The sequence below is a fragment of the Alkalihalobacterium chitinilyticum genome, from assembly GCF_029028005.1.
GTDB lineage: Bacteria > Bacillota > Bacilli > Bacillales > Bacillaceae_F > Alkalihalobacterium > Alkalihalobacterium chitinilyticum.
Genome location: NZ_JAOTPO010000011.1, coordinates 22,154 through 44,345, shown reverse-complemented (window position 1 = coordinate 44,345; position 22,192 = coordinate 22,154). Strand labels below are relative to the sequence as shown.

The window sequence follows — 22,192 nt, the reverse complement described above, 5'->3', positions numbered from 1 at the left end:
ATTTTATAATCTAAATCGATTAATCATATCATTTAGTTGTTGCGCCACTTGGCTTAGTTCAGTTGCTGAAGCATTGATTTCTTCCATTGTCGCTAGCTGCTCTTCCGTTGAGGCAGCCACATTTTGTGTATTCATAGAGCTCTCTTGGGCAATTTTTGATAATTCGCTCATAGTTGCTGCAACTTCCTCTGAATTCGCTGATAGTTGTTGCGAAACAGCGGATACGTCATGAATTTGGTTACTGACTTCATCAATAGATGACATAATTTCACTAAAATCTAACCCTAAGCTTTCAATCACTCGTGTCCCCGCCTCGACTTGCGAGGTCCCTTCTTCCATTACTTCTACAGCGTGAGAGGTTAAGTCTTGAACTTGAAGAATGATTTTAGAGATTTGAGAAGTAGAATTTTTCGTTTCTTCGGCTAATTTACGTACCTCATTAGCAACTACAGCAAATCCTTTTCCATGTTCCCCAGCTCTTGCTGCTTCAATTGCTGCATTAAGTGCTAGTAGATTGGTTTGCTCTGCTACGCCATTGATTAAATTCGTTATATTGCCAATTTCTTTCGAATGGTTACTCAGATCATTAATCACTTGCGACACATTCCCAACGAAATCTTTGATGATATTAAATTGATTTACTGATTCATTAACAGCTATACTTCCAGCCTTCGCTTTTTCTGTTGTTTTCGTTGAGAGATCGGATACTGTTCCAGATGCCTCAGCAATCTTTTGTATTCCTTCAGCCATTTCCTCAGATGCTAATGCACTTTCAGTTGCGCTACTTACTTGTGTTTCTGCTCCATTTGCGACCTCTTCTATGACGGTTGCTACTTGTTTTACTGCTTCTGTCGTTTGATCTATACTTGCTGTAAGTTCTTCAGATGAGGCCGCTATTTGTTCCGATATCTCTTTATTACTAAGGATAATCTCCTGAAACTCGCTAGCCATTTTATTAAAAGCCTCTCCAATTTGCCTTGATTCGTCTTTGGTTTCCAAGTTCGTTATAGCTGTAAGGTCTCCATTCGCAAACTGTTCCATTTTCTCTTTAATGTGCGTAATTGTGTTCCTAACACCAAAATAAAAGGACACAAAGAAATAGATGATTAATAAAGTTACAAAAATCGAAATCGCTATAACCGTCGCTACCCTCAATTTCAATTCACTAATTTGCTGGTCTAAGCGATTGTCGATGACAACCATTCCTTTGTTCATCAATACGTATACGTTATCCAGTGATTCAGTGATTGTAGAAAAGAACGTACTTGTATCAACCCGTATCGACGATGCATTTAAGATCTGTTCTTCAATCAGATGAATAGACTTTTCTGCCGCCAATTGTGCCTCTCTATATTCAGCTGCAAGTTGTGTTTCAACTTCTGGACTTGCTGTAAATGCAAATTCTAACTTTCTACTTGTCGAGTTTAGATAATTTTCCATTGTCTTTATGTTAAATAATAAGTCTAGCCGTTCTTGATCTGACATTTCCTTGTTATTTACAATCGCTGTCCCTACCGCACGGGACATTCCCATATATTCTGCCATATTAGGGAGATCTTCTAATAATGAACTAACTAGAAAAGAATTAGCCATATCTGTATCTAAAATTAAGTTAGAAGTCGTTGCGATATACATCTGAAAATCAACTAGCTCTCTAATATATTTACTATGTACACTAATCGCTTCTTCAGCGCTATAAGAGTATACATTTGAACTGACTTGATTCCAGCCTTGTATAATGTCATCCCATTGTTGTTCGACAAGTAACCCCTTACCTAAGCGTTCATTAATTTGATCAATGTTTTGAATAATCGCTGTGATACTCTCTTGTCTTTGTACTATATCTTCTTTAACATGGGTTCCGCCTTGCAAGTACGTTACAGAAAGACCTCTGTGTTGCTGAACAAGTTGAACAAATTGACTCAATTCACTAATATATTCAATTCCTTCTCTTTCCTTCTCAGCAAAGCTAACTCTATCATTGGCATCATCTATCAAAAAGAATAATACGACAAGTAGCGGCACTAGAAATAATAGTAAAATTAATGAAAATTTCTTTATGTACGAAAGTTTATTCATTAGGTGGATACCTAATCCAAAAAAGTTCCTCATATTTCTTCTCCTTCTCTGCCCACTATAAGATCGCTCACATTGCTAGGAGAACCTATTACTGATTGGATCATTTTATAAAAGTGTGCCGTAAGTTTATTAAAGAAATTATACTTAAATAGACCTAAGTTAGATGTGAAAAAAGTCACACTGCTCCACTTTGAGTTCATTCATTCTTAATCTATTTTATAGTTCTATAGACGCTTATAACTTGTTGGTGCATACGTGAAAAAACGTCATTCGTTACGAATGACGCCTTGCCAATCTTTAACCATTCAAATAGACCTCATGCTCCCATAACCCCAGTTTTCCTTTAGCAGGAATAAAGTGATCTAACATACACATCTCCTCAACGACCCAAACATAGCCCCCTTCAGGATAACCTCCTAAGAAGTAGTCATTCCCAGATACTTGTCGTCCATCTTCTAACACTGCCCATGTTTGGTGGTTTTCCATTACCTTAAGGCACTCTTTAAGCTGGCAGACAGCAATTATTTGCCCGGTTGGTAAATCCTGAACGGTATACCCGTGCTTGGCTAATAATGACTGTACGGCACGATGGTTACATACAGCCTTATCGATTTTTTTACTTGTATGTATCGCTAAAGGCCCACGGTAATTTGTCTTCCAACTCCTCGTTTCATACTGAGCTTCCCGAAGAACAAAAAGGCTTGCCCAGGGCTGTATCATGGATAATACTTTCATGTCTCGCCCTCCAACCAGAAAAGCTAACTTTTTTATAGTTTTTCCCAGCTGAAAATATAATATAAAGCAAAAATTAGTTTAGGGGTGGAAGGTTCTATTTAATTATTCACTTAATGTACGTTTTTCTATTCTAAAGTTTATGATACTAGTGTTTCCTGTTTAATGATGGAGCGGATAATATGGATCGAATCCCATTCCCCTGCAGAAAAAAACGTTATTGGGTATTTTCTAGGAAACAACTCATTATTAATTGCCTCTGGAGTCTTCCCTTCGTCATACAGCTTTAATATATTTCCTTGGATGTCCAACAAATAATCTAGTTTGTTTCTTAAAGCCGTTCGTCCATTACTTAAGTGGCCTGCGTGATTGCAGAACACATCATCAAAGTCATAGGTTAAAACTCTTGCAAGCGATGCAATAATGACAGGAATGCTCTCTTCCCGCAGTACAACCTTTGTCTTCTCCTGACAATAAAGGTCCCCAGTAAAAAGCTGTCCTGTTTCCTGATTTAAAAAAGCAAGGTGGTCAATCGCATGTCCCGGAGTTTCAATTACACTCCATGTTGCATTTGCAGATTGAAAGGTATCACCAATCGGGCTGGCATGGAAAGGTCTGCGTTTCCCCCAGAACAATTGGCGATAGAGCGGATAATCGGCCTTTTTCTTGCAGTATTCAATCATTGTATTTTTCATAAAAAGAGGCAATTGATGCTCCTTTTGTAAATACGCTGCACACCCTGTATGATCTTCATGGAAGTGTGTCATTACGACTTTTTCAATATCCATTTGTTTAAAAAACGGGACAAATAATTTTTCTAATGATTTAGCACCTGTATCAATTAAGACACCATCAACGAAAAAGCAATGAACATTTAGCTTTACACTCTTAAAAGCTACTGTACCATTGCCCATCTGCACTCCATTCACTGTCTCTTGGGCAAAGCTTTTTTTAAATAACACAGCCTCTTCCCCCTCGCCTTTACTTCTTTTTATCATAGTAACACGAAATGAATGATTATTCAGTCATTTTATTCAAGAAGAGTTCTCTCTCCTTTGTTGATTTAAGCGCGATCACTTTACAGTCTGATCTCCCAAGCTCCCCTGAACTTGCTTTTCCAAATGGAAAGCGCTGAAGTTAGAACAATTTTGCTAGAAAGAAAATCTGCAGAGCAAGAGACATTACCACCTTCCACTCAAAACAACAGGCTGTTGAGAATACTTCCTCAACAGCCTCCAGATATACGATCAGATATCAACTCTTTTTTTACAATACCTGAACTAGAATTGATGGATCTGAATAGTAGTATTGACTTATTACCCTAGCTCTACTACCATCTTTGTAACTTCTCCATTTCGGATCGCTACGGCAAGATCACCCACTAGCTCATCGGCTCCCACTCGCTGCGAAGTGCTGGCGTCATCTTTAAAACTCAACTCTACCGAAACCGGCACAACGCCATCGGTTCCGTAAGTATTTCTCTTCTTCTTATTGACATAAGTAACCTCGGTCTTTCCAAGGAACTTAAATGAGACCTCGCCGTTTTCATCAAACATCCAGCTCGGAAGTGTCGGATTAAGTTGACAAACGAGCATCCCGTCCTGTCCAATCCCTTCATTGAAAAGAAATGGTTTTTCCCCTGCCATCATGACAAACCACATGTTCATAAACTCAATAGTGGAACCACTTAAGCGGGAGACAAACCCTCGCCCATGTAATTCAGCATTAGGATTAGCACTGCTAGCGATGAACGATGAGTTCTCCAAAGTACTTCTGCCGTATACTTTTGGATCGAGAAATGGGATCATCGCTTTTTTCATATCTTCGAAGAATTCATCCGTTAACCCAGCCTTGAGCGTAGCTAACAAATATTTATATTCCATGTGGAGGAAAATCGACTCATTTTCCAGCCAACCTGGCGTGAATGACTTCGCACGACCTAGCTCCAACGGTTCTTCTGCAATACTCATGGACGTTTTATACATGTGAAGTTTCTTATCATAAATATCAGAGGCCTTCACTTTTTCGTAAAGTTCCTTTGCAAGACCTTGGTCCTCAGTAACCTTCAACTGCTTGACTACTCCCTCTAAAAACGGAGTTACAGGTCTTGGAACCCATTGTAGATCTGCTGTATTTAACTCATCATCGACCGTTCCCTCTGGCTCAAAGTAAAAATAAGTTGGGATCAGCGGAGTGCCATAGGTTTCGACTCTTTCAACCGCTTTGTCCACTCTGACTTTCAAAATGTTTATAATCTGTTTCGCCTTATCAAGGGAATAAACGACTTCCTCCCCGGCTATACCTGCGTAAATAGCGTCACGGTAATTTTCCCTGTGTTTCGTTACTCGACCCCAATAGCTAAGCTCCAACTGGTCCGCTTCAGGCCTGCTATCCGTTTCTTTGTCATGGTCGGAATGCTCGGTTGGATCTAAGTCTCCCCTTTCAAGGTCCTGCATCTCAGCCACGATGTTTTTCAAAAATGCGTCTACTTCCATAGGCAGTACAAGTTCTCCGCCACTTTCAACCTCAAGTAGTATCTGGAGTAAACGTTTTAACTCAAACAATTCCGAGGTGCTTGATCCAAACATTCCAGGCAAACCATTTAATGAATCGTTCCAGCCAGGTTTATCCCCTTCCATCTCAACACCTAACCCAAATGGAGCTAGGGTTGCCGCTTTCACTAACCCAAGGATAAATAACTTAGAGTATAAGTTCGTTTGGTAGATGTCGCCGTTGCCAAAGTTATCTCTGATCCAAAGAACACCGTCATTTGCCGCCGCTTTCGCAGCCTTTTCTTCTATTTTTTCCACGGCATGATACTGCCTTAGCTTTCCATTGTTCACCACGTATTTTTCTTTTCGGCTCTTCACACGCACTGGACTTTCAAAGAAGCGGTAGGTAGGTTTAAAATAAAAGTCATTCTTCCTATCAGGATAAATCGCTAAATAACTGTCAATTAAATCTAAATTGTATGTCCAGTGATCCATCCAGTATCCCTCGCCGAATTCAGCTTTCTGCTCTTCCTCAGACGCAAGCAGTACATTTGTTAAAAAGGCTTCGAAGCTGTCGACAAGCTCAATTCCTTCCTCTTCCACAAAGTGCTTCAGTTCCCCAGGCGTATAGCTTGAAGCAAAGAAGGCCTTGAGCTTTTCTTGATGACCAACATGACTGGCTTTAGAAAGATCCAGTTCCCCTGTTAAACGGAAGCGCACTCCTTTTACAGCTAGAGGATTGTAACCATCGAGCTGAATTAAGTTCATAAATAAATTCACGTTGTAGTCCTCGACCTTCGGTTCAAAGAAAACATCGCAACGGCGGTTTTGGTTAATATCGCGGTAGTTTCCATTCCCTTGAGAGTAATACGTTGGACTGATGGAGAAGAAATTATAATCCCGTTCTAAGTCCCCATGCTTCCTTGAAAACAAGTAATACACTTTCTTTGCAGTCTCATTTTCAAATGTCATAGGAAAACCGCCACGAAGGCCATTATCTAAGAAGCTTTGCTGAGTGTAAGCATCAAACAAAGGCTGTCCAGAACGCGTTTTTATTTTTTCCGTAATCGGTTTCGTAATCGACTTCGCCTTGTCCTTCATCTCCATGAGCGTGCTGAGGGTAAGTTCCTTCGTTACGTATAATTGTACGGTTTGAAGACTTTTTCCATGGCCAATAACCGTATGAAACTCAAACACTTCTTCAGGCTTCAACGTCACCCGTTCCCCAGAGAAACCACAAGAAACTTTATTTGTCGTTTGTTGTGGTTGGGTTTTTAGACTTTCAATCGATGTTGTTAAAAATTGACGTGGTACATGCAAAGACGTATCTGTCCCAAAAATAATGTCCCGGTCAATGATCGGTTGAACGATTTTTTCACCGTTTGGGCCACGGGAAAAGCTGACATAAAAATTCCCTTGATGAATTTCCTTCACCTCAGATGAATCCTCAATGCTTCCTCGTAATCGATAAAAAGGGATATTTTGCTCTAAATTCTCTACATCAAACCAGCTTTTGATCGTATTCCCTAATTCTTTATAAGCTGCGTTCGGCACACCACTCGGAAAAAGGGAGGGTAAACCATCGAGAAATTCAATTGTTCGCTCATTTTTTGAAAGGTTCTTAAACGTCACCTGTCGAACGAGTCCGGCAACGGCTGCTTCAGGTAAAATAAAGTATTCTACCTTGACCATTAGACTCACTTCATGATGAACATATTCTAATTCTAGGCCATTTTCAGAGATGGTCATTTTTTCTTCAATCAATTCGCTCGCACCACTTTGTGGGGAGAAGGGCTCTAAGAAGGTAACTTTGTCCTCTTCTATCACCTTAATAAACGTTCGGAAGCCTTGTACTTGCACGTTTTGATAGGATTTATCTGCTGGCAGAAACTCCATCATGGCATGATTTTTATCTTGAATCCCAAAGCTAGCAATCCCTTGGCCACGGTTCACATAAAACACCCACATTGGGATCCCGTTAACCCCCGCAATGCCTGGTAAAAAACTAGAAAAAGGGGCTTGTTGTTGATAATTACTAATTTCAAACGTTTGATTTTCCGTTAATTTATACATCGTATCACCTTCCCACTATTGTTTTCTGAAGACGAAAATACCAAGTGTTCCATCAACTTATCATAAGCAACTAAAGCGCTTTCGTAATCAATAAAAAAATATATCTGTAGACCAATAAACTACTCTATTGGTCTACAAGATGTTCTTTCAATCAATCTAACTGGTATTTTTATAGACATAAACTGCTTTTCCTTCAAATTAATTTGTTCGAAAAGGAGGCTTGCAGCTGTTTTCCCAATAAGGGTTGTATCCTGTTTGATCGTCGTTAACCCAGGGGTCATGTATCTTCCAATTTGAATATCGTCAAAGCCGATGATGGAAATGTCATCTGGTACCTTTAACCCCGCTTCTTGTATAGCCGTAATGGCACCAATGGCCATCAAGTCTCCAGCCACATAAACGGCTGTAGGTTTATCCTCTAGCTTCAAGAGCTTTTCCATCGCTTCTTTTCCACCATCGTAAGTGAAAACTCCACCATCCACGATGTATTCCTTTGGAATCAGAAGGCCATTCTTCCTCATGGCACTCTGAAAGCCCTTCAACCGTTGTTCTCCTACATACAATTTCTTACTTCCGGATATATGTGCTATTTTTTGGTGGCCTAAGGAATACAAGTAATCGACCGCTAACTCACTGCCATGGATGTTATCACTGTATACCGCACTAGCACCTCTCATGTCGAGGTCGATCACAACAGATGGAATATCCGATTCCATTAACCTTTCCACTTCTGGTGAATTCATATTGGAACAAACGACTACAACCCCATCAACACCTCGATAACGGAAGTGGTCTAAATAGGATTTCGGTTCATTTCCTATATTGTTGGATGCGAAAAGAAGGTCATAACCTTCCTTCTCTGCAGATTTTTTAAAGCTCTCAATAACAGCATTAAAGAAAGGGTGTTCCATTCCAATTCCTGAATCCTCTACGAAAACGACCCCAATTGTCCAAGATTTCTTGGTTGAAAGCGTCCTGGCACTAGAGCTAGGAAAATAACCTAATTCTTCTACAGCTTCGTTTATTATTTTCTTAGCTTTTTCTCCTACATCGGAGTAGTTATTTAAAACCTTGGAAACAGTACTGATGGAATAGCCTGTCTTTTTGGCGATATCATAAATCGTGGCCATACTTAGTTCCCCCTTTCTCTTAGCTATTGCATAGCTTCCTCAACATCTACGTTTAGACTGCATTATATTTTTTGAACACCGAATAGTTAATACTCATCAGCACATAGGCAAAGACACTAATACCAATGGCAATGAAAATTTTTGGGAAATTAATAGCTACCAACAAGTAAGCCAACAGCCAAACTAGCTGCAACAATGCCGTCATCGGACGAGCAAACACAAGTCCTGCAGCTGCTTTTAAGTATTGGCTCGTCTTTTTATATTGGAAATGGGCCATTACGGAGAAAGTGTTTAAAAAAGTCATCACTGCGATGGTTCCGATTCCGAATATAACGAGATAGATATAGAAGTGAATCGACTCTTGGTAGAAGTACGTAACAAATGAGAAGTTCACATAAATAATATAAAACACTATTGCAAAGAATGCACCTAGAAGATTCGACCTGACAAATTCCCCTTTATAAAATTTTAAGTAGTTGCTGAAAAGAGGGAAATGCGGATCTCCTTTTATCCATTCTCTTACCACTCGAAACAAGGCTACCGTCGCTGGCATAAATCCAAACACACCTAGTCCCATTACAAAGAACAACAACCATAAAATGTTTAACGCTATGAAGCGATAGACCGTATCTGCGATTAAATAAATGATTCTGCCCAACTTCGTCACCCCGTTTTTTCTCGATGTATGGTGTAGAGAATTTATTTGGTGTTCCTGTACCTTAGGTGACAGAAACACCAAGAGTTTATACTTTTGAATATAGCTTTAGCATTCTAACTTGCCCAACTGTCTCAATAAACCTATTAACTCTTCACAGCACCTTCTGACAAGCTTTGAATAAATAATCGATTAAATAATAAGAATACAATAATTAAAGGTACTGTCGCCCAGAACGTTCCAGACATAATCATACCATAGTCCATTTGACGAGCGTCATTCAACGCACGTAATGCAACTTGCAGCGTGTGCACTGACGGATCACGTAACACAACAAGTGGCCATAAGAAGTCGTTCCACACGTGCATGAACACGATGATCCCCAGCGTTGCAAAAGCAGGAAGTATCATTGGTACTACAACATTCCAATAAATTCGGAAGTTAGAGCATCCGTCAATTTTCGCTGCCTCAATAATTTCATAAGGCACACCGTCTTTAATGTACTGCCTCATCCAAAAGATACCGAATGCATTAATAAGTCCAGGAATGATAAGTGCTTTAAAGTCATTCAACCATCCAAGAGTCGTGATGATGTAGTACTGTGGAATTAATCCTAACTGCGGCGGCACCATCATCGTCACTAAAATCATTACGAACAATACATTTTTCCCTTTAAACTCTAACTTAGCGAACGCATAACCTGCGAGTGAACATAAGAATAGTGTTCCAATCGTAATCGTTGTGGCAACGTAAAAGGAGTTCCACATTGCTCCGAAGAAATCGATATTGTTCGTTACCTTTTGAAAATTCTCCACCAAATGTTTCCCAGGTGTAAACGGTGGTGGAACTGCGTTAATCTCTCTATTTAAGCGAGTCGCCATCACGAACATATAATAAAATGGAAACAGGGAAACTAAAGATCCAACGGTTAAAAATAAGTAGATAGATGCTTTTTTAATTGAGAATTTCCCTTCTCCAACTTCTTTTTTGACTGCCATAATAGTCCCCCCTAACTAACTTTTTTCGAACGGCCAATTCGATTCGTAATGAATAGGTTAATTGCCGTAAGTGTAATGATGATGAAAAACAGGACAATTGCTGCTGCAGATGCGGTTCCAAATGAATTGTAAACAAATGCATCTCTCCATAGGTAAGCTACCATAGTAATCCCTTCTTCACGCAAACCTCGTCCTAAGAAAATTAATGGCTCTGTGAATAACTGCAAACTTCCGATCGTTGCTGTGAATACAACAAACATCGTAATAGGCTTCAGCATCGGGAGTGTAATGAGACGTATCTGCTGAAAGAGAGTTGCTCCATCCATCTTCGCTGCCTCGTAAAGTTCTCTAGGAATACTTTGCATCCCAGCTAAGAAAATAATGGTGTTGTATCCTACCCAACGCCAAAATACCATTGTGGCAATAGCTATTTTTACCGGCCAGTATTCTGCATTCCAACGGATTGGACCCATATCAAAAAAGCTCAGAACATAGTTGGCAAATCCAAATGGCTGATTATTAAATACAACCCCGAAGATAATGGCCACAGCTACAATTGATGTGATATATGGTAAGAAAATAAACGTTCGAAATGTATTACGAAAACGTATAAGTGTTGAATTTAAAGCAAAAGCGATGATGATCGCTACTATGATTTGTGGCAATGTTCCTAGCAAACCGATAATAAACGTATTTTTTATCGCCGAATAGAATACTGGGTCATTAAGAATAAATTTGAAGTTATCGAACCCGTTGAATGTCATCGGGTTCAAACCATCCCAGCGAAAGAACGATAAATAAAAGCTGAATATCATTGGGAACAATCCAAAAATGGCAAACAAAATAAAGAATGGAGAGATAAATAAATATGCCGATAAACCAGTTCGTCGTTTCTCAGTTAGCCATTTGGCCTTTTTAGTCGTCTCCAATGTTGTTACCCCCTAACAGAAATATTTTTATGTTTTTACTATGAATGTAAAGATAAATTCTTTAACTTTTAAAACAGTCTAGCTTGACCGCCCATAGACGTTGAGGCACTTTACTCGCCTCAGTGGGCAGCTAACCATTGGCAATGACACTTTTCTTTCTTGTTGGTTTTCGAGAATGTCCTTGGATCGGAATACAATACTTCTTATCAGTTTCCAGAATATCTCTACAGTAAAGCCATCCTCGAAACCAACAAGGTTACTAGTTAGAACAGCTTTATAGAAGAACTTTATAATATTGTGGTTGTCTCGAGATCCTTTTACGACAACTTGTAAGCAATGAGAGAAGCTGATACTTTTTAAAACCCCACTATGAGTAGTATTCTCATAGTGGGAAAGGATCAACGAAAGCCATTGCCATCGTTTGAGAAAGTACTTATGGGACACCCACTATTCTTTCATGAAGCTATTAGCGTCCGATAATTCTTTCAATTCTTTGAAGGGCAGAGTCCCACTCTTGGCTTACGTCTGCACCAGCAGCTACGTTATCAAGTGCTTCTTTCATTTCATCATCTACTGGATAGTATAAACGTCCTTTGTATACTGGTACTACTTGTTGCGCAGCTTCTGAGAATATTTGAGCCGTAGCAATTCCACCGAAGTATGCATCTTCATACTCCAAGAATTCTGGCATATCATACACAGCAGGAGCTGATGGGAATAATCCGTAATCTAAAAATGCTTTTAATTGTTGATCAGGTGATGTTAACCACTCAATGAACTTGTAAGCTTCTTCCGCATTCTCACTTTCAGCTGGTACAGCTAGGTACGACCCACCCCAGTTTCCAGCTCCTTCAGGCATTGTCGTGAGTGACCAAACTCCAGGTTCTGGACTGTTGTCTTTGATTACACCTTGCATCCAAGCTGGAGCTAACATTGTTGCGTAAGTTCCTTCACCCATACCAGAAAACCATTCTGGAGTCCAAAGAGGAATATCTCCAACTAAACCTTTATCAAGTAAATTAGCAACGTACTCAAAACCATCTTTAATTTGGTTGTGCTCAGTCATAATTAACTCGTCATCTGTGTTAAAATATTGCTGCGTTGCTTGATCACGACGTGCGTTGTAAATCAGCTCACCAGCGTCTGTCATAAGTTTGCCAGTTTTGTCTTTAATTTCCTCAGCGACTTTCTCGAAATCATCCCAAGTTGCAACTAATTCAGAAACTGCTTCTGGAGAAGATTCGAAACCAGCTTCTTCAAATACATCTGTACGATAGAACATTACTGTTGGTCCAATATCCGTCGGTAATCCAAATAGGAAGTCGCCATCAGCATTTTCACCGTTTTGGAATACCCAATCAAGATAATTATCTCTTACAGCTTCTGCACCATGGTCAAATAGATTTGTAAATGCATGCTCTGCATTACGGTATCTCTCAATTTGTGCTTCCTCAATCATCGTGATATCTGGCGCACCAGATCCAGCAGAAATAGAAGTAAATAAGTTGTCGTGTAAGTCATTCATGTCACTGTTTTGAAGGTTGATAGATACATGCGGATTCTCTGCAACGTATTCTTCAATTAATTTATCGTACCCAGTGTTACCGAACTCCCAGAATACTAATTCGACATCACCATCACCGATTGTTTCTGTCGCCGCGTCGTCAACTACGTTCTCTTCTGGAGCATCGTCGTTTCCGCCACACGCCGCTAGGAATGAAACAGCTAATACTGTCGATGCTGCTAGTTTCAAAAATTTAGACATTTTTCTTTTCCCCCTTGAATGAATTCAAATTTTGTTTTTTACTACTGAAACAAGTAACCCTATCGTAATCCGCTGCTCCATCACCTCCTCAAAAGATCTCTTTTCTATAGAGCAAGCTTTCTAATAAAAAGGTTCGATCTTAGCTACCGTCTTGTAGTAACTCGCATTATAATCTCGGTTCCTTCTATTTCCTCCGTAGTAAGCGCTTACCATAGATGCCATTTCACACCATAAAGCCAACATGAACTTACTAAAGCGCTTTAGTTTTCGCGGGAATTCTGAGGCAACACCCTGTCTCAATTAGTAATCGAAATACTATCAAAGTAGGGAGCGCCTCTTGAATTGCCTTTATGACAGTTAAAAAATTTATTATACCTCGAAGAAATTATTTGAGATCGTTTGCTTGTACCAATAGAAACTGTCTTTCTTCGTACGTTCCAAAGTTCGATAATTGACGTGAACTATTCCAAAACGCATAGTGTATCCTTCAGCCCACTCGAAGTTATCTAGTAACGACCAAGTTAAATATCCTTTAATATTTACACCTGTCTCCATACTTCTGTGTAAAGATACTAAGTGCTGTTTTAAATAGTCGACACGCTTATTATCTTTCACTTGTCCATGCTCTGGTTCGTCATTGTAACAAGATCCATTTTCTGTAATATAGATCGGCACATCACCATAAGTCTCTCCGATATGCGTTAATACCTTGTAGAAACCTTCGGGGTAGACATTCCATCCAATATCCGTTTTCAGGTAACCAGTGTCAACCTTCTCATGGTCGAATAATCCTTCATTTTCCTTATAACGGCCCACACTGCCTGAGTAGTAATTAATACCAAGGAAATCAATTGGCTGGTGGATGATTTCCATGTCACCTTCTTCGATGTTTAACGTAACACCCTTCTTTTCAAACCAATCTACCATGAACTGTGGGTATGATCCCTTAAATACTGGATCAAAGAACCAGTCCATGAAGTAAGCATTAGCACGTTTACAAGCATCAATATCTTCTTGCTTATTACTGTAAGGTTCGTTCCACTCCACATTCGGTGCGTAACCAATTTGCCCTTCTACCCCAAGTTCACGGAAGCGAATGACGGCCTTCCCATGAGCAACATGTAAGTGATGTGCCACATCCACGGCTAATTGAAGATCTTGATTTCCAGGAGCGTGGATACCTGCGAAGTTAGATAAAAACGAAACACACCATGGCTCATTAAAAGTAATCCAATGCTTAATTTTCCCTTTGAATTCATTAAACATTACTTCAGCATAGTTAATGTAAGCATCAATCGTCTCGCGGTTGGCCCAGCCACCCTTATCTTGAAGTGCTTGAGGAAGATCCCAGTGATAGAGAGTACACATGGGTTCAATCCCCTTCTCTAACAAACTATCTACTAATTGATGATAATAATCTAATCCTTCTTGGTTCAATTCACCAGTACCGTTCGGAAAAATCCTTGGCCAAGCCACTGAAAAACGGTAGAAATCAACACCTAAATCTTCCATAATTTCAAGGTCTTCATTGTATCTGTGGTAGCTGTCGCAAGCCACATCGCCATTGTCACCATTAACGACTTTCCCAGGCGTTTTAGAGAACGTATCCCAAATGGACACCCCTCTTCCTCCTTCATTTACAGCACCCTCAATTTGATATGATGCTGTAGCGACACCCCACTTCATATCTTTCGGAAATTGTATAATAGCCATATCGAAACCCCTTTCGTAAACTAGTAAAAAAATACAATAATTAAATAATATACGTCACATGAAAGCACTTTCGTAAAAGTGTATCCATTCTAATACTACACATCAATTTTTATTCAATTATTAATTGGAAAACGCTAACAATTTGAATTAATTTTGTAATATAACCCTGAAATGAGACCTCTATGACTGTCATTCATTTCAGGAAACCGCTTTCGTAAATTCATTATAAATGCCCCTAAATTTAAATGCAATACTTTTAAAAAATATTTTCGAAACCGCTTTAGTTTGTGACCTAATATTGAACGGAATAGAAGTACAATTATTATGCCATTGTCCTGTTAGCTCTATTAAATTCTGCATTTTTAGAAGCTTATCTGTAATGGCTAGGGCTTTTTTATTTCTAAAGTATTTAAATGACTGTCAGTGAAATAAGAGTATTTCCGGTAATCTTCTAGAACAGCTTAAAAATAAAGAGAAATTTTGATCCATTAAGCTGATTTCTCTTCTAAGAATAATTCTACTACTCTAATTTCATTGTTATTTTGTTTATAAGTTTCAAAATTGCAGAAGTAAAAACCGCCATCAATAACTGACGGCGGTTATCTTTAATTTATTTACCTGTTGTTTGAGCTTTTTTATCAAGCTTAAGATCGAAACGGTCTGCATTCATGACTTTAACCCATGCAGCGATAAAGTCATTGACAAACTTTCCTTTGTTATCGTCTTGAGCATAAACTTCTGCAATCGCACGTAGAACAGAATTTGAACCAAATACGAGATCAACACTTGTTGCTGTACGAACTACTTTACCTGTCTTACGGTCACGTCCTTCAAATACATCCCCTTCTGTCGGGTTCCACGCTACTCCCATATCAAGCAGGTTAACAAAGAATTCGTTAGAAAGTGTTCCAACACGATCAGTGAAAACACCATGTTGTGTGTCTCCGTAGTTTGTACCTAATACACGCATACCGCCAACGAGTGCCGTCATTTCTGGTGCAGTAAGGTTAAGCAGTTGTGCTTTGTCTACTAGAAGCTCAGCTGCACTTACACTATACTGTTTCTTTTGATAGTTGCGGAAACCATCAGCGATAGGCTCTAGCACTTCAAATCCTTCTACATCTGTTTGCTCTTGTGTTGCATCACCACGTCCAGGAGCAAAAGGAACTGTAACATCAAAGCCTGCATCCTGTGCCGCTCTTTCAATGGCTGCACTTCCGCCTAATACAATCAAATCAGCGATGCTGACTTTTTTATCTAATTGACTTTGAATGTCTTCTAGCACAGCAAGCACTTTCGCAAGTTGTTCCGGCTGGTTAACTTCCCACTCCTTTTGAGGAGCAAGACGAATACGAGCACCGTTAGCGCCACCGCGGTTATCTGAGCCACGGAACGTACTAGCTGAAGCCCAAGCCGTTGTTACTAGCTCACTAACTGTAAGTCCAGAATCTAAGATTTTTGCTTTTAATTCTGCTACTTCTACATCTGTTAACTCATAATCAACTGTTGGTACAGGGTCTTGCCAGATCAGATCTTCTTCTGGAACTTCTGGACCTAAATATCTTGCTTTAGGACCCATATCACGGTGTAATAGTTTGAACCATGCGCGAGCAAATACGTCTGCAAACTCTTCTGGGTTCTCATAGAAACGACGAGAGATCTTTTCATATTCCGGATCGTAGCGCAATGCCATATCGGCAGTTGTCATCATCGTCGGAACACGAACGGATGGATCTTCTGCATCTGGTGCAAGATCTTCCTCATCAGGGTCTACCGCAAGCCACTGATAAGCACCTGCAGGACTCTTTGTCAGCCACCAGTCATATTTAAATAATAGTTCAAAGTAACCATTATCCCACTGTGTTGGATTAGCCGTCCAAGCGCCTTCAATACCGCTTGTGATTGTGTCACGGCCTTGACCGCTGCCATGTGAACTTAACCAACCTAGGCCTTGTGCTTCAAGAGGCGCAGCTTCTGGCTCTGGACCAACGTGAGCAGCATCTCCCGCACCGTGCGACTTACCAAAAGTATGACCGCCAGCAATTAGGGCAACCGTTTCTTCATCATTCATTCCCATACGAGCGAATGTTTCGCGGATATCTTTACCACTTGCAACCGGGTCGGGTTTTCCGTTAGGCCCTTCTGGATTTACATAAATTAGACCCATCTGAACAGCCGCTAACGGATTTTCAAGATCGCGGTCACCAGAATAACGTTTATCTCCTAACCATTCCGTTTCAGCACCCCAGTAAATATCTTCTTCTGGATGCCAAATGTCTGCACGTCCTGCTCCAAAACCAAACGTTTTACCACCCATTGACTCAATCGCAACATTACCTGCTAGAACGAGCAAGTCAGCCCAAGAGATCTTGTTTCCGTACTTTTGCTTAATCGGCCATAATAGTCTGCGGGCTTTATCAAGGTTACCGTTGTCAGGCCAGCTGTTAAGTGGAGCAAAGCGTTGATTTCCTGTATTGGCACCACCACGACCATCACCTGTACGGTATGTACCCGCTGCATGCCATGACATCCGGATAAATAATGGTCCATAATGACCGTAGTCAGCAGGCCACCAGTCTTGACTGTCTGTCATTAGGTTATGGAGATCCTGCTTGAGAGCATCGTAATCTAACTTTTGAAATTCCTCGGCATAATCATAGTCTTCTCCCATAGGATTCGTTTTTCTATCATGCTGATGTAAAATATTTAAGTTTAACTGATTTGGCCACCAGTCTCTATTTGATGTACCACTAGATTTACTGCTAGTAGCACCTCCGTGAAATGGGCATCCGCCAGTGTTAGCATTGTTTTTAGTATCCATATTTTTTTCCCCTTTCCGTGTAAAAAAAGTAGTAAAGCATTAGACCTCTAGTCGAAAGCAACTTATGTTATTCAAATTTAAAGAAATAATGACATAGTTGGTGGAAGTCTACTTTCCATGGTTTCCTACAAAGAGCTTGGTCCCTTCACTTAAATATGTGTATTCTCGTACCTAGCAGGATAGACCAGATGAAAAGTAAGGAATTAGTAAAGCTTCCAGAGGTACATACTTCTTTTTATCTAGATGAGTTAATACAATAATTAACCCAACTCCAGGTAAAGATTATCACTCGTAAAATGTTATAGCTCATTTGCTATAATTAAATGATAACAGATTTCAATTAAAAATCAATACTTATTTATAATAATTATTAAATAAAAACCAAAACTATTAAAAAATCATTAAAAAAAGGATATAAGCGAGGTAATATTACCTGACTTATACCCTAAAAACGGAAAACTGAAACTTGTTTTTACTTTAATAGCGATAATTATTCTATTAATTCCACTTTATTTATTATTGAAACTCCATGTTGTTATATTTTTCTAACAACGTCTCTTCAACGAACTGTCTGCACTCGGGTGATAAGGGGGATCTTTCTTGGTGAATGATATCTCCAAATGGTCTGCCCCCTAAAAACTTTACTTCACCTTGAAAATATTTGCCCAAAACATCATCGTACACTGAGAAGATAACAAAGGTTGTATTGTGTTGTGTACTCTGAAAATCGGTTATACTTAGACCATGTTGATGTTGCATCTAAAATTCCCCCTACTTATTTCTTTATCAAGATGGTAGATTTTATTGATACTACAAAGGAAGGAGCCATAAAATGTCGACGATAGATATTAACGCTATACGCAAATGGAAAGGTATCCCTGATGATTTCAAACAGAAAATTCTAAGTAATGTATTTTGCATTAACTGTGGAGTCACAACCATTATCAACTATAGTATACATGATGACTCAGACGGCATTCTCCTTAAAGGAGTCTGTAAAAAGTGTAAAGAACCAGTAGCTCGATGTATTGAAGATTGATAACCGTATAATTTGAAGATTTCGTTCTCTATGTATTAATAACAAGAGAGAGGACATGAATGCTGCCTGTCCTCTCTCAACTTCTTCGGTATCATTTTCCTGCCCTTGAAACAACAATTATTAGTAAGAAACAATTAAAACCGCTTATTATTACAACTTATTGTCTATTTCAACTCTATCAACGCGACGGTCTCCACGTGCGATGTATGAGGGAACATGTCCACTGGCTGCAAATACTTCAACTTAAACCCAGCTCTCGTAAGCTGATTAACGTCTTTCGCCAGTGTAGACGGATTACAGGAGACGTACACCATTTTCTTTGGTTTTACCTCGATAATCGTGCGTAACAACGCATCGTCACACCCTGTTCTTGGCGGGTCGACGATGACGACATCTGGTTTCCAGCCTTCTTTGACCCATTTAGGAAGAAGCTTTTCAGCTGGTCCAACAACATAATGAGCGTTACTGATTCCATGTTTTTTGGCATTTGCGTTCGCATCATCGATCGCTTCCGCAATGACGTCCATTCCTCTGACTTCGCCTGCTTCTTTTGCAACCCACATTCCGATTGTCCCTACCCCGCAGTAGGCATCGATGACTTTTTCTTGCCCCGTAAGCTGTGCAGCTTTTTTTACTTCATCATAAAGCTTCACTGTTTGGACAGGGTTCAATTGGAAGAAAGCACGGGCCGATAACTCGAAGGATACATCTCCTAATGTTTCTTGGATGACTTCTTCTCCAGCTAAGTGGATCGTCTCGTCCCCAAAAATAAGTGACGTTCTCTTGCCATTTACATTTTGAAGGATGGATGTGACTTCAGGTAATCTCTTCTTGATCTCCTCAATAAGTAAATCTTTTTTCGGAATCTCTTGCTGGGTCGTAATTAATACGAGTTGAATTTGACCTGTGGCAAAAGCGACACGCGTTACAATTGTACGAATGATCCCTTTATGCTTTTTCTCGTTATAGATTGAGATGTTTAAATCCTCTAATATCTTCTTTACTTGTTGTGTGACGGTATTCGTCATCGGATGCTGGATCATACAGTCGGATATATCAATCAATTGATGCGAATTCATACCGTAAAGCCCAGCTAAAACTTTTTCTTTATGCTTTCCAACTTGCAATTGACTTTTATTACGGTAATTCCACGGATCTTCCATTCCGATCGTATCTTGTAATGGTAATTTATCTGGATGGATCTTCGTATGCCGCTCGAAAGCTTGTCTAACGATATCTTTCTTTTCCCGCAACTGCCCCTCATAGCTTAAATGCTGGAGCTGACAGCCTCCACACTTATCGTATACAGGACATGGCGCATTGACTCGATCCGCTGATGGTTTTCTCATTTTTTTAATTTTTGCTTCTGCAAACTTTGGATTTACTTTTGTTACTTCAGCTACTACAACTTCACCTGGCAACGCTCCTGGGACAAAGACGATCTTTCTTTTGTAAAAACCTACTCCTTCACCGTTAATACCAAGTCTTTTAATCGTCAGTGGAAATTGTTGGCCTTTTTCAATTGTTACAGCTTCCGTTTTTTTATCTGTCATTTGGTTCACTCCGTCATTCATTAAAATCGTGTACTTATTATAGCATGGACGATGCAAACTTCCTAAACTCTAAAAACTCTAATAAACCTCTTATTGTCCTTTCAGTTTATTCAAAAGAAAAAAGCTCTCAAAAGGATTTGAGAACTTCGCATTGGTATTTAACTAGACACTTGTTTCAAATATACTCTGTTGTCTTTGCTTTAGTCTTTCTATGGTGTTTAATCCCATACATTTAGAACCAAGGTCTGTTTCCTTCTCTCCATAAAAGCCATGAAAGTCAGTGCCACCGGTTTGAACTAGATTAAACTGGTCTGCTAATTCACTTGCCTTTCGTTCCTCCTCTTCCGCGTGCAAGGGATGCTTGACTTCAATTCCTTCTAACCCAATTTGGACCCATTCTGGAACAGCTGCAAAATTATTAAATTGTCCAGGGTGGGCTAACACTGGGACTCCTCCAGCTTCACGAATTGCCTTGATCGCATCGAAGACGTCAATGTACTCAATCGACTCAAATGCAATACCCTGAGTTTGCGCAGCTCCACCTCTTGAAAACAGCTTCTTATACAACTCTCCATAGATATGATCGGTGTAACCTTTCTCAAGAAGTGCATGCATAATATGCTGCTTATAAACGCCTTTTCCTCCCGCGGTAAATTGTTCGACTTCTTCCCATGTAATCTCGTAGCCTGCTTCAATAATCTTCGCAACCATGTTTATTGAAGCTTGATGTCGCCTGTTGATCATGGGCTGACAAAGATCATAAATAGCTTGATGGCCAGGTGTCACGTAGAAACCTAATATATGAGCTCGTGTCTGTCTTTTAAAATCGTAAGCTGATATTTCAATTCCAGGAATAATCTCTATACCGTACCGTTCACCGAGTTCTATCGCTTCTTGAAGCCCTGCAGTTGTATCATGGTCAGTAATGGCTAAATGAGTCACGCCTTTCTCTTTAGCTAGTAAAATAACTTCTTCTATTGATAAAGAATTATCGGAAACCTTCGTATGACAATGTAAATCAATCATTGGTTATCAGCTCCATCATAAAACTAATTCCATGCCGCTTAAAACCTAACGAGTCGTAAAAAGCATGGGCATCGTTTCTTTTTTCATTACTCGACAGCATCAGTTTGTAGCAGTTGTTTTCCGTTGCTATTTCAACTGCTTGCTCCATCATATATTTACCGATCCCCCTCCTCATAAAGTCAGGATGAACGACGACATTTTCAACAATAGCAAATTTTCTTCCACCGTGACCGAAATTATCACAAACTATTAAAGTGAAGGTTCCAGCCATTTGATCGTTATAATCTACGACGAGAATTTTATAGAAGGGATAAGAGTTTATATTGGCAAGTAATTGCTTAGCTTCCCTTAATGAAAGAATTGCATACTGATCTAGTTCTTTTAGAAGCTCTAAAAAAACATCAATTTCTTCTTCTTTTAACTCACGAATTTTCATTATTATCTCCTTAGGAAGAAAGATTTACTTTTTCATTCAAAATCCCGTCTTGTAAATGGTATTGGCGATCCACGACGGTCTCCATAAAGTCAATATCATGGAAGATCCCTATCATACTTGTACCATTCGCTTTTAATTCTATGATCATTTCTTTTACCGCTTCTTTCGATGCATTATCTAATGAGGCAGTAGGTTCATCTAGGAGTAATAGCTTCGGTTTTTTAATCATCGCTTGCGCCAAGTTTAAACGAAGTTTTTCTCCACCGCTAAAAGTTCTAGGAAACGATGTCCAAAGTGTTTCTGGAAGCTTAAAGTGCTGTAAAATTTCCTTTGCTTTCTCTGTGGCTTTCTTCGTCTCTTCCCCCATTTCAACTAAGGCTTCGGCTACAACCTCAATCGCAGTGACTCGAGGCATGACATTGAGAAATTGGGAAACATAACCGATTTCTGCTTTACGAATTGTCAGCATTTCCCTTTCGGTTGCTTGAACTAAATCAATCGGACCAAACAGGTCTGAGTGATAAATCATTTCTCCTCCAGTCGGGATATACGTACGGTAAATACTTTTTAATACAGTTGATTTCCCAGCTCCACTTTTGCCTGTAATTCCGATAAATTCACCTTTATCTAGAGAAAAGCTGATGCCTTTGCATCCAACGATTTTCTTTTCATTAAAGTGGTGCATCATAAAAGTCTTTTCCAGGTTGTTAACAACAAGAAGTTCATTCATCTATTTTTCACCCCTCTTAAG

The 22,192-nt window shown here is 39.6% G+C and carries 17 protein-coding genes; 1 reads left to right on the top strand and 16 read right to left on the bottom strand.

The genetic code is table 11. The features are described 5' to 3' along the window. Positions 1–3: 3 nt before the first annotated feature. The 12 genes from N7Z68_RS15545 to N7Z68_RS15490 all read right to left on the bottom strand — a co-directional run bounded on the left by N7Z68_RS15545 (position 4) and on the right by N7Z68_RS15490 (position 18,146). Positions 4–2,112: a methyl-accepting chemotaxis protein gene (locus N7Z68_RS15545; protein ID WP_275119386.1), complete on the bottom strand. Its 2,109-nt coding sequence runs from the start codon at positions 2,110–2,112 to the stop codon at positions 4–6. A 264-nt stretch (positions 2,113–2,376) separates the two neighbouring features. Beyond that, positions 2,377–2,814: an ASCH domain-containing protein gene (locus N7Z68_RS15540; protein WP_275119385.1), complete on the bottom strand. Its 438-nt coding sequence runs from the start codon at positions 2,812–2,814 to the stop codon at positions 2,377–2,379. A 137-nt stretch (positions 2,815–2,951) separates the two neighbouring features. Then, entirely contained in the window at positions 2,952–3,773 is an 822-nt protein-coding gene (locus N7Z68_RS15535) for an MBL fold metallo-hydrolase (RefSeq protein WP_373323158.1), read from the bottom strand. A 354-nt stretch (positions 3,774–4,127) separates the two neighbouring features. Further along, positions 4,128–7,376 (bottom strand): hypothetical protein, encoded by a 3,249-nt coding sequence (locus N7Z68_RS15530; protein ID WP_275119384.1) that lies wholly within the window; start codon positions 7,374–7,376, stop codon positions 4,128–4,130. Positions 7,377–7,495: 119 nt separating this feature from the next. Beyond that, on the bottom strand, positions 7,496–8,506 hold the full coding sequence (locus N7Z68_RS15525; RefSeq protein ID WP_275119383.1) for a LacI family DNA-binding transcriptional regulator: 1,011 nt from the start codon (positions 8,504–8,506) through the stop codon (positions 7,496–7,498). 52 nt (positions 8,507–8,558) lie between these two features. Then, positions 8,559–9,164: a YesL family protein gene (locus N7Z68_RS15520; RefSeq protein ID WP_373323157.1), complete on the bottom strand. Its 606-nt coding sequence runs from the start codon at positions 9,162–9,164 to the stop codon at positions 8,559–8,561. 143 nt (positions 9,165–9,307) lie between these two features. Beyond that, positions 9,308–10,159, bottom strand: a complete 852-nt coding sequence (locus N7Z68_RS15515; protein ID WP_216830812.1) for a carbohydrate ABC transporter permease — start codon at positions 10,157–10,159, stop codon at positions 9,308–9,310. Between the two features lie 11 nt (positions 10,160–10,170). Beyond that, positions 10,171–11,088 (bottom strand): carbohydrate ABC transporter permease, encoded by a 918-nt coding sequence (locus N7Z68_RS15510; RefSeq protein WP_275119381.1) that lies wholly within the window; start codon positions 11,086–11,088, stop codon positions 10,171–10,173. 466 nt (positions 11,089–11,554) lie between these two features. Beyond that, positions 11,555–12,853 (bottom strand): ABC transporter substrate-binding protein, encoded by a 1,299-nt coding sequence (locus N7Z68_RS15505; RefSeq protein WP_275119380.1) that lies wholly within the window; start codon positions 12,851–12,853, stop codon positions 11,555–11,557. 369 nt (positions 12,854–13,222) lie between these two features. Then, on the bottom strand, positions 13,223–14,566 hold the full coding sequence (locus tag N7Z68_RS15500) for a GH1 family beta-glucosidase (RefSeq protein WP_275119379.1): 1,344 nt from the start codon (positions 14,564–14,566) through the stop codon (positions 13,223–13,225). 610 nt (positions 14,567–15,176) lie between these two features. After that, entirely contained in the window at positions 15,177–17,387 is a 2,211-nt protein-coding gene (katG, locus tag N7Z68_RS15495; RefSeq protein ID WP_275119378.1) for a catalase/peroxidase HPI, read from the bottom strand. Between the two features lie 516 nt (positions 17,388–17,903). Beyond that, complete coding sequence (locus N7Z68_RS15490) at positions 17,904–18,146, bottom strand: hypothetical protein (RefSeq protein WP_275119377.1); 243 nt, start codon at positions 18,144–18,146, stop codon at positions 17,904–17,906. A gap of 73 nt (positions 18,147–18,219) precedes the next feature. Here N7Z68_RS15490 and N7Z68_RS15485 point away from each other — a divergent pair, with 73 nt between their 5' ends. After that, on the top strand, positions 18,220–18,426 hold the full coding sequence (locus N7Z68_RS15485) for a hypothetical protein (RefSeq protein WP_275119376.1): 207 nt from the start codon (positions 18,220–18,222) through the stop codon (positions 18,424–18,426). A gap of 164 nt (positions 18,427–18,590) precedes the next feature. Here the strand turns inward: N7Z68_RS15485 and rlmD are convergent, their stop codons facing one another. The 4 genes from rlmD to phnL all read right to left on the bottom strand — a co-directional run bounded on the left by rlmD (position 18,591) and on the right by phnL (position 22,171). Then, the gene (gene rlmD / locus N7Z68_RS15480) at positions 18,591–19,979 is read right to left on the bottom strand and encodes a 23S rRNA (uracil(1939)-C(5))-methyltransferase RlmD (RefSeq protein WP_275119375.1); all 1,389 of its coding nucleotides are present in this window, start codon (positions 19,977–19,979) and stop codon (positions 18,591–18,593) included. A 162-nt stretch (positions 19,980–20,141) separates the two neighbouring features. Continuing rightward, positions 20,142–21,005, bottom strand: coding sequence for a PHP domain-containing protein (locus N7Z68_RS15475; protein WP_275119374.1), 864 nt, complete (start codon positions 21,003–21,005; stop codon positions 20,142–20,144). After that, positions 20,998–21,441: a GNAT family N-acetyltransferase gene (locus tag N7Z68_RS15470; protein WP_275119373.1), complete on the bottom strand. Its 444-nt coding sequence runs from the start codon at positions 21,439–21,441 to the stop codon at positions 20,998–21,000. Before N7Z68_RS15470 ends, N7Z68_RS15475 begins: the two co-directional genes overlap by 8 nt. Before the next feature lie 10 nt (positions 21,442–21,451). Further along, positions 21,452–22,171 carry a phosphonate C-P lyase system protein PhnL gene (phnL, locus tag N7Z68_RS15465; RefSeq protein ID WP_275119372.1) on the bottom strand — a complete coding sequence of 240 codons (720 nt, stop codon included), beginning with the start codon at positions 22,169–22,171 and terminating at the stop codon, positions 21,452–21,454. Positions 22,172–22,192: the final 21 nt, after the last annotated feature.

Excerpts from the sequence above, each read along its gene's own strand:
- N7Z68_RS15470 (WP_275119373.1), bottom strand. The coding sequence starts at position 21,441 with ATGAAAATTCGTGAGTTAAAAGAAGAAGAAATTGATGTTTTTTTAGAG.
- N7Z68_RS15475 (WP_275119374.1), bottom strand. The coding sequence starts at position 21,005 with ATGATTGATTTACATTGTCATACGAAGGTTTCCGATAATTCTTTATCA.
- N7Z68_RS15505 (WP_275119380.1), bottom strand. The coding sequence starts at position 12,853 with ATGTCTAAATTTTTGAAACTAGCAGCATCGACAGTATTAGCTGTTTCA.
- N7Z68_RS15485 (WP_275119376.1), top strand. The coding sequence starts at position 18,220 with ATGTCGACGATAGATATTAACGCTATACGCAAATGGAAAGGTATCCCT.
- rlmD (WP_275119375.1), bottom strand. The coding sequence starts at position 19,979 with ATGACAGATAAAAAAACGGAAGCTGTAACAATTGAAAAAGGCCAACAA.
- N7Z68_RS15515 (WP_216830812.1), bottom strand. The coding sequence starts at position 10,159 with ATGGCAGTCAAAAAAGAAGTTGGAGAAGGGAAATTCTCAATTAAAAAA.
- N7Z68_RS15525 (WP_275119383.1), bottom strand. The coding sequence starts at position 8,506 with ATGGCCACGATTTATGATATCGCCAAAAAGACAGGCTATTCCATCAGT.
- katG (WP_275119378.1), bottom strand. The coding sequence starts at position 17,387 with ATGGATACTAAAAACAATGCTAACACTGGCGGATGCCCATTTCACGGA.
- N7Z68_RS15490 (WP_275119377.1), bottom strand. The coding sequence starts at position 18,146 with ATGCAACATCAACATGGTCTAAGTATAACCGATTTTCAGAGTACACAA.
- N7Z68_RS15545 (WP_275119386.1), bottom strand. The coding sequence starts at position 2,112 with ATGAGGAACTTTTTTGGATTAGGTATCCACCTAATGAATAAACTTTCG.
- N7Z68_RS15500 (WP_275119379.1), bottom strand. The coding sequence starts at position 14,566 with ATGGCTATTATACAATTTCCGAAAGATATGAAGTGGGGTGTCGCTACA.
- phnL (WP_275119372.1), bottom strand. The coding sequence starts at position 22,171 with ATGAATGAACTTCTTGTTGTTAACAACCTGGAAAAGACTTTTATGATG.
- N7Z68_RS15540 (WP_275119385.1), bottom strand. The coding sequence starts at position 2,814 with ATGAAAGTATTATCCATGATACAGCCCTGGGCAAGCCTTTTTGTTCTT.
- N7Z68_RS15530 (WP_275119384.1), bottom strand. The coding sequence starts at position 7,376 with ATGTATAAATTAACGGAAAATCAAACGTTTGAAATTAGTAATTATCAA.